The sequence below is a fragment of the Aquimarina sp. genome, assembly GCF_977115655.1.
In genome coordinates, this window is the sequence record NZ_CDSBKO010000111.1 from 1 (window position 1) to 8,085 (window position 8,085).

The following is an 8,085-nucleotide window of genomic DNA, read 5'->3' on the forward strand; positions in this document are numbered from 1 at the left end:
CACTACTCACTACTCACTACTCACTACTCACTACTCACTACTCACTACTCACTACCAGAAATCCCTGCACTCTCAAAACTTGCCATGGTATTTATAAAGTGTACGGCAGACTCTATAATTGGATATGCAACTGCAACCCCTGTGCCTTCTCCTAGTCGCATACCCAGGTTAATAAGTGGTTTTTTACCTAAAAAGTTTAGCATTTTTTGATGTCCTTGCTCTTCAGAAGTATGTGCAAATATACAGTAGTCTACTACTTTGTTGTTTATTGCATGAGCAGCCAATAAAGCAGCAGTAACAATAAAACCATCTATTAAAATTGTCATTTTAAGTTCTGCAGCTTTTAAAATAGCGCCTGTAATCATAGCAATTTCAAACCCGCCAAAAGTGGCTAGCGCTTCTAATGGAGATGCAGGAGTATATGTGTCAAATACTTTGGACAGGATAGATTTTTTGATAGCAATAGCTTCTGCTTGTAACCCGGTACCGGATCCTACACATTCTGCAACGGTATTTTTTGTAAAATATGCCATTAGCAAAGAAGCAGAAGAGGTGTTGCCAATTCCCATTTCGCCAAAACCAATAATGTTACAACCATTGTTATAGGTTTCTGTAACTATACTGGCTCCTTTTTTTATAGCGGTAGTGCATTCTTCCAGAGTCATGGCAGGGGTATCCTGATAGTTTTTGGTACCATAGTTTATTTTTGCATGTATAATATTTGCGATTCCGTTAAAATCATGATTTACTCCAGCATCTATTATTTTAAGTGCAATGTTATTTTGTTTGCAAAATACATTAATTGCTGCACCGCCATTTATAAAATTGTATACCATCTGGGCGGTTACTTCTTGCGGGTAAGGATTAACTTCTCCTTTTTTAGCAATACCATGATCTCCTGCAAAAACCAAAATGGCAGGTTGTTTTAACTCGGGGTTTTCCTTGTTTTGGATCATGCCTATTTGCAAGGCAATTTTTTCTAAAACGCCTAATGCCCCCACCGGTTTTGTTTTGGTATCGATTTTGAATTGTATTTTTTTTTCTAATGTATCATTAGAGACAGACGCTATTGCAAAATTCATTATAGTGTTTACTTTTAAATATTTATAAGAATTATTGTATGGGGTGTAAAAATTAGATTTGCTTTTTTAAAAGCACTTCGGCACCTTTTATTTCGACAGGTATGCCAGAAACCATGAGTACAGCTTTATCTGCATACTTGGCGATATATTGATTCATCCATCCTTGTAGCTCTGTAAATTTTCTTCCTGCCTCGGTAGTAGCATGTACTCCCATACCAATTTCGTTAGAAATGATAAGTATAGTGGCATCGATTTTTAATAATTTATCAAATTCGGCTTTGGCAAGGGTTAATGATTTTTCGATATCATTTTTGGTGTCTACAAAAAAATTAGTAAGCCATAGTGTCACACAATCTATAACCACTACACTATTATCTTGTATTACTTTGGATAGTTCTTTTTCTTCTTCGATAGATATCCATCTGCTGTCTCTGTCTGCAATATGACGATCTATACGTTGGCGATGATCCTCATCCCAAACTCTGGATGTAGCCAAATAATATGGTGTGTCAGATAGTTGTACTGCCAGATCCTGAGCATATTTGCTTTTTCCGGAGCGTTCTCCTCCTGTAATGTAGTATAGCATTTAGGTAGTTTTTAGATAGTACAAAGGTAATTGTATAAATTATTTTTAGGTTAAAGTAATCTCAAATAACTTAAAATATAATACATTCGCCCAGAATTTTGGTTCTTATACTCTTACCATAGAGTTAAAGATTAAAAGGGAATCAGGTGCATTACTTCTATAATTTAGAATTAATAAATCCTGAGCTGTTCCCGCAACTGTAAGCTGTGCCTTTTTTGTATATGTTTTTTTACATATTAAGGTGCTTGTTGTTACTTCTTTTAAACCACTGATCTTGGATCGGGAAGGTAAACAACAAGACGCAAGCCAGGAGACCTGCCTTAATTTGGATAGTAAGTCAAACTTTCGGGACAAAGGTTTGGGTATGGGTAAACTACATACTTTTTTTCCGGCAATAGTAAAATTAAGTGTTTAAGAAATGAACAAAAAAATGTTTTTTGGAACAGCATTGGTAATGCTGGGATCTTCGTTTGTATTTGGACAAGAAATACAAATAGATGAAAAAGTTAATGAGTTAGACGAAGTTGTTATTTCGGATTCTAAATTTAATCTAAAAAGAGAACAAAGCGGTAAGGTAATTACTAAGATTACGCAAGAAGAATTACAGCGCAGTCAAGGGCAGTCTGTGGCTACCGTTCTTTCTAGAGCATCGGGGATGTTTATAAATGGTAGTGGCAGTACACCAGGACAAGATCTGGGGGTGTATGTGCGTGGTGGTAGAAACCGACAAGTCGTAATTAGAATTGATGGGGTAACGGTTAGTGATCCTTCAACTTCTTCCGGAGATTTTGATTTGCGGTTATTATCGGTAAATCAAATTAAAGAAATTGAAATTCTTAAAGGAGCATCGAGTACGTTATATGGTTCTGGGGCGGCTACTGCGGTAATTAATATTACTACAAAATCTGAGAGTAAAGAAAAAATTGCAGCTAACTTTCAATCTAGTATAGGTACTAACCAATCGCAGGACGATCAGGACTATGACATTAACGAGTTTGTAAATCTTGCTTCTGTAAACGGAACTGCAGGAAAGGTAAGTTATCTGGCAAGTGTAAGTAATCAATTTGCAGATGGGTTATCGGCAGCCGAAGTTAAGGACGCAAAAGAAGATGCATTTTCAAAATTTAATGTAAATGCAAAATTGGGGTATCGATATAATGATAATTTTAAGTTTCATTTCTTCGGAAATCTGGATCAATACAAAAATGATTTTGATGCAGGAGCAGCAGTAGATGGTGATAATACATTTGATAGTCAACAGCTAAGAGCGGGATCTTTTTGGGAGGTGAAATATCCAAATGGTAGTTTTACATTCACCAATAGTTTTGCATCTTTGGAAAGAGATTTTACACAATCTGGTTTCCCTTCAAAATATAAAGGAAAAGTACATACTTTTGATGGATACAATAAGTATACTATAAATTCTGCTTTTTATACGGTAGTAGGGGTTAATGCATCTTTTAGCGATTTTAACCTTTCTAATATTCCTTTTGGGAGTACTCGTTTAGAAGAAACTATAAGTGATGAAAAAGCAACGTTTGATATTGTAGATCCGTATGCCAATGTAGTATATACCTCAAACTTTGGATTAAACATTAATGCAGGAGCCAGATTAAATACGCATAGTGTATATGATAACCAAATAGTATACAGTATTAACCCATCGTATACTTATACTTTTGGTAACAATTATATTAAAGGTTTAGCATCTTATAGTACAGCATATATAACTCCATCTTTATTTCAGTTATATGATACTGCTTTTAATACTGGTAATCCTGATCTAAAACCAGAAGAAAGCACAACGATTGAAGGGGGAGTAGAGTTTTTAAATGAAAAAAAGACGCGTGTAAGCGTTGTGTATTTTAATCGTAAATCAGAAAATTTTATTGCTTTTAATCCAACGACATTTGTAAATTTTAATTCGCCAGAGGATATAAAAGTAGATGGAGTAGAGGTAGAGGTGTCTACAAAAGTTCTGGAGGATAAACTATCTATAAGTGGTAATTATACCTATACTAATATTGATAAATTAAAAGATAATACCCGTATCCCAGAACAGATGGTTAATGCAAGTGTTGGGTATCAATTAGGCAAAAAAACATATACATCTTTAAGTTATCAATATAATACAGAACGTACGGATAATGATTTTGCTAATGCAGATCCTGTAACTTTTGCACCAGTAAAGGTATCTTTGGATGGGTATGGGGTTTTGGATTTTTATATAAGCCACCAGTTACTAGAGAACCTAAGTGTATTTGCAGCGATGCAAAATATTACCAATGAAGATTATCAAGAGATATTAGGGTTTAATACCAGAGGTAGAAATGCCAGAATAGGATTTAATTTAAAGTTCTGAATTATAAAATCTAATTCTTTACTTTACACAAAAGAGGTCATCTAAAAAGTCAAAATATTAAATAATGTCAGTCTGAGCCTGTCGAAGACTAATTTATAATCTATAGATTATAAATTAGTCTTCGACAGGCTCAGTTTGACAACTAGATACTGCTTTTTAAACGATCTCTTTAAATTTTATAATTTTAGCTTTTTAACTTTAGAAACATCTGTATCCTGGTACATCCGTTCGTAATTTGGGGTAAACATTTTACTGTTTCCAACACTTTCCAGTTGTAGAGTGTTGTTATATGTTTTAGCGCTTCTGGCACCAGTAATATTATCTAATGCAGCTTTAAGAAGAGGCTCATTACTATCCCCTAAAGTTCCAAGATTAGAGTAATCTTCCTTGATTTCTATATCGGGAGTAAAACCATTAAAATAATCAGTAACTCCTGCAGAGTTTATAGATTTAAGTACCAATGGTTGCATAGCATAGGTATGCCCGATGTCTGCTCCTTGTCTGCCAAAGTTATCAGAATCATATAACGTTATAGATGCTTGAAATTTACCTCGTGTAGTAGATCCAACTTTGGTAACTGTAATATATGGATCCAGTCCATTAATTACCAGCTCACTGGCAGAAGCAGAACTTCTGGTGGTAATTATATACACTCTGGTTAAATTAAGAGAATTAATAGCATCCCCGGTTCTTATTTGATTATCAAAAAGATTAGTGCTTCCAAACTGTTCTTGTCGGTCAGAGTTCCATTGTTCTGTAGTAAAAACTTTACCATTAAATTGCCCGGTGATCATACTCGACAAATCGATTGCAGTAGTAACAGAACCACCACCATTATATCGCAGGTCCAAAACCAGATCAGTTACCCCGTCTGAAGCAAATTTGGCAAAAGCAGCATTAAGTTGCGTATCAAAATCAGCAGTAAAAGAGTTGTACATAAGGTATCCTACAGGTTTACCTCCTGCATCTATAGTTTTGGATAAAAGAACAGGGTTTTCTGTATATTGTACTTTGGTAAGAGAAATTGTAGTATTATTAGGGGTAATATTAGTGCCATCAAAAGCCGCCAGCCCAATCGTATAGGTATCTGGTTCTAATAGTTTTCTGAAATTTTCTGTAGTTATTTGAGTTCCATCAATGGTACTAAAAATATTTCCTCTTTTTATTCCTTTTGCTTCTGCATCGGTACCTGGCAGTACATACCGTACATAACCAAAAACAAGAGACTCATTGTTTGGGTATCTAATCAACCCAAACTCCATACCATTGTTTTTTGTGATACCATCAAATGCTTGCTCTAGTTCTATATAATTATCTACCAAAAAGCTAAAATCATCCACACTGGATTTAAGAGCATCAAAAATAGCTTCGGGAGTAGAAAAACCGGATAAAAAATTGGTGTAATCCTGATCTGTAGAAAAACGATTATCTGCCAGATCGGTAACATCTGCTTTGTATAAATAAAAAACATTAAGCCCTTTCCATATAAAATCATTTATATCATTAGTGTCAGAGACCTGGGGGACATCATCATTGTCATTAAAACAAGCCGTAAAAAGGCTTCCAATAAATAGTAATAAGGTAACATATTTTAAGTGTCTCATGTGCTTATTTTTTTGTTTGTATTTGTTGTTAAAGTGCCCCAATAACCATTTCTGTTAGTATATAATGTAATAAACCACTTTATAAATTATTTTAATTTGTAGGGCTAAATGTAAGTACTTTATTATAAAATTAAAAAGAATGTAACAAATTAGATATATAGTCGTCTCCCTAATATAAAGCTGACAAAGCTTTATGATAACAACCACCAATAATGAAAGAAAGAGCATTTATAACGCTTACAAACGGATTTAAAGATAAGCTTTTTAGGTTGGCTAAACGCTTGTTGGTAAGCAATGAAGAAGCAGAGGATGCTACACAAGAAGTGTTGCTGAAACTGTGGCGAAATAAAAATAAAATGACAGAGTACAATAATGTGGAAGCTTTTGCAATGACAATGACCAAAAATTATTGCTATGATAAACTTAAAGCCAAAGAAACCGGAAACCTAAAAATTGTGCATAGTAATTATAAGGATGAAAGACCTTCGTTACAAAGACAAGTAGAAGCAAAAGATAGTCTGGATTGGGTAAGTAAGATCATGAATAGTTTGCCAGAACAACAACGAATGATTATCCAGTTGCGGGATATAGAGCAATATGATAATGCAGAAATAGCAGATATGCTGGAGATAAACGAAGTAGCTGTAAGAGTAGCATTGTCCAGAGGAAGAAAAAAAATTAGAGAAGAATTATTAAAAAAACACAATTATGGAGTTGTCTAAAATTGAGAAATTATTGGAGAAATATTTCGAGGGCGAAACGACCATTTCTGAAGAAAAAGAATTAAAGGTTTATTTTACCAGAGAAACTGTGCCGGCACACCTTGAGAGATATAAAAGTCTGTTTCAGTATTTTTCTGAAGAGAGAACTATTACTGCTACCAAAGATCTAATACTAAAAACTAATAAAAAATCATGGTACACATGGGTAGGAGTTGCAGCATCTGTAGTGTTAATAGCGGGACTGTTTTTTGCTAAACAACCTATAGGCCAGGATGAAAATTTAGGCACCTATGAAGATCCTGAAATAGCTTTACAAGAAACCAAAAAAATCCTTAGCATGGTTTCGCAATTGATGAATAAGGGTACAGAAGAATTAGTGTATTTGAATGAATTTGAAGACACAACAAAAAAATTAATAAAATAAATAACAATAATTGCCAAAACACGGTAAATACTTTGTAGCGGCCTTAAAACTTAAATAACATGAAAAAAATAGCAATTATTATAGCAATCGTAGCATTACCATTTATGTCTAACGCACAAGGTAATTTTGATAAGTACGAAAACATGCAGGATGTATCCTCGGTCGTAGTAACCAGTAAAATGTTTAAATTATTAAGTAAATTAGATATAGAAAGCAATGATGCAGAAGTAAAAGAGTACATGAATCTTGTAGAAAATATAAAAAACATAAAGGTTTTTGCTACAGAAAACAAAGAGGTAGGGCAAAAGATGAAAGCAGATGTTACAGCTTACCTTAAAAGTACTTCGATGGAAGAGTTAATGCGAGTAAACAGCGATGGAAAAAATGTTAGATTTTATTCAAAACCAGGTAAAGATGAAGATCACGTAAGCGAGTTGTTTATGTTTTTGGATGGGATGCAAGAAAAAAAAGATGGGCCAAATACTGTAGTTCTTACTATTACAGGGGATATAGATCTTAAACAAGTTTCTAAAATCGCAGATCACCTTAATGTGCCAGGGGGTGAGGAACTAAAAAATGTAAAAGAAAAAAGAAACTAAGCACAGTTTATTTATACAAATCAATATCTTCTTGTTTTTTGGCAAGAGGATATTGGTTATCAATCAAAAAGTAATCAATCAAAAAAATAACAGAAATGAAAAATATATACAGAGTTTTAGGGATTCTTAGTATTGTTTTACTAATGAGTTGTAATAGAGAACCGTCATTACAAAAATATTTTGTAGACCATCAGGGAGATAATGATTTTATAGCAGTAGATATACCCTCTAGTCTTTTAAGTAAAGAAACCATACAATTAAACAAAGAAGAGCAAGAAGCACTAGAAAGCATAAAAAAGATAAATTTTTTGGCTTTACCACTTAAAGGATCTAATCAAGGCAGGTTTGATGAAGAAAGTACTGCAATAAAAAAAATTCTGGATGCAGATACATACGAAACACTAATGCGATTTGGGTCGAATGGCATGAAAGCAGTTCTGAAATACCAAGGCGAAGAGGACGATATTGATGAGGTTATTATTTTTGCGACAGATCAAAAAAAAGGATTGGCATTGATACGGGTTTTAGGAGATAATATGCGACCAGAAAAAATGGCCATGCTTATGAAATCTGTAGAAAAAGGAAAAATTAATTTGGATAGCTTTAAAAATATAGCAAATTCTATAGATTTTGATTAATCTTTTCATTTTGTGACACTGTTTCATTAAGTGTGTAACTTAAAATATCGAGGGTTTGACTTTTTTAA

Annotated in this window: 8 protein-coding genes and 1 riboswitch; of the genes, 5 read left to right on the plus strand and 3 right to left on the minus strand. The window is 33.8% G+C overall.

The features are described from left to right. Positions 1 to 44: 44 nt before the first annotated feature. Both cobT and ACZIYX_RS23220 read right to left on the minus strand, forming a co-directional pair. Positions 45 to 1,082, minus strand: a complete 1,038-nt coding sequence (cobT, locus tag ACZIYX_RS23215; protein WP_462684653.1) for a nicotinate-nucleotide--dimethylbenzimidazole phosphoribosyltransferase — start codon at positions 1,080 to 1,082, stop codon at positions 45 to 47. Between the two features lie 52 nt (positions 1,083 to 1,134). Continuing rightward, the gene (locus ACZIYX_RS23220) at positions 1,135 to 1,668 is read right to left on the minus strand and encodes a bifunctional adenosylcobinamide kinase/adenosylcobinamide-phosphate guanylyltransferase (protein WP_462684654.1); all 534 of its coding nucleotides are present in this window, start codon (positions 1,666 to 1,668) and stop codon (positions 1,135 to 1,137) included. 82 nt (positions 1,669 to 1,750) lie between these two features. Further along, positions 1,751 to 2,005: riboswitch (cobalamin riboswitch) on the plus strand. An 81-nt stretch (positions 2,006 to 2,086) separates the two neighbouring features. Here ACZIYX_RS23220 and ACZIYX_RS23225 point away from each other — a divergent pair. Beyond that, complete coding sequence (locus ACZIYX_RS23225; RefSeq protein ID WP_462684655.1) at positions 2,087 to 4,030, plus strand: TonB-dependent receptor plug domain-containing protein; 1,944 nt, start codon at positions 2,087 to 2,089, stop codon at positions 4,028 to 4,030. Positions 4,031 to 4,206: 176 nt separating this feature from the next. Here the strand turns inward: ACZIYX_RS23225 and ACZIYX_RS23230 are convergent, their stop codons facing one another. Further along, on the minus strand, positions 4,207 to 5,634 hold the full coding sequence (locus tag ACZIYX_RS23230) for a S41 family peptidase (protein ID WP_462684656.1): 1,428 nt from the start codon (positions 5,632 to 5,634) through the stop codon (positions 4,207 to 4,209). Positions 5,635 to 5,846: 212 nt separating this feature from the next. Between ACZIYX_RS23230 and ACZIYX_RS23235 the strand changes: the two genes are divergently transcribed. The 4 genes from ACZIYX_RS23235 to ACZIYX_RS23250 all read left to right on the plus strand — a co-directional run bounded on the left by ACZIYX_RS23235 (position 5,847) and on the right by ACZIYX_RS23250 (position 8,017). Beyond that, complete coding sequence (locus ACZIYX_RS23235) at positions 5,847 to 6,356, plus strand: RNA polymerase sigma factor (RefSeq protein WP_462684657.1); 510 nt, start codon at positions 5,847 to 5,849, stop codon at positions 6,354 to 6,356. After that, on the plus strand, positions 6,343 to 6,780 hold the full coding sequence (locus tag ACZIYX_RS23240) for a hypothetical protein (protein WP_462684658.1): 438 nt from the start codon (positions 6,343 to 6,345) through the stop codon (positions 6,778 to 6,780). Before ACZIYX_RS23235 ends, ACZIYX_RS23240 begins: the two co-directional genes overlap by 14 nt. A 59-nt stretch (positions 6,781 to 6,839) precedes the next feature. Further along, complete coding sequence (locus ACZIYX_RS23245; protein WP_462684659.1) at positions 6,840 to 7,379, plus strand: DUF4252 domain-containing protein; 540 nt, start codon at positions 6,840 to 6,842, stop codon at positions 7,377 to 7,379. Between the two features lie 95 nt (positions 7,380 to 7,474). Then, positions 7,475 to 8,017 (plus strand): DUF4252 domain-containing protein, encoded by a 543-nt coding sequence (locus ACZIYX_RS23250; protein WP_462684660.1) that lies wholly within the window; start codon positions 7,475 to 7,477, stop codon positions 8,015 to 8,017. Positions 8,018 to 8,085 lie beyond the last annotated feature (68 nt).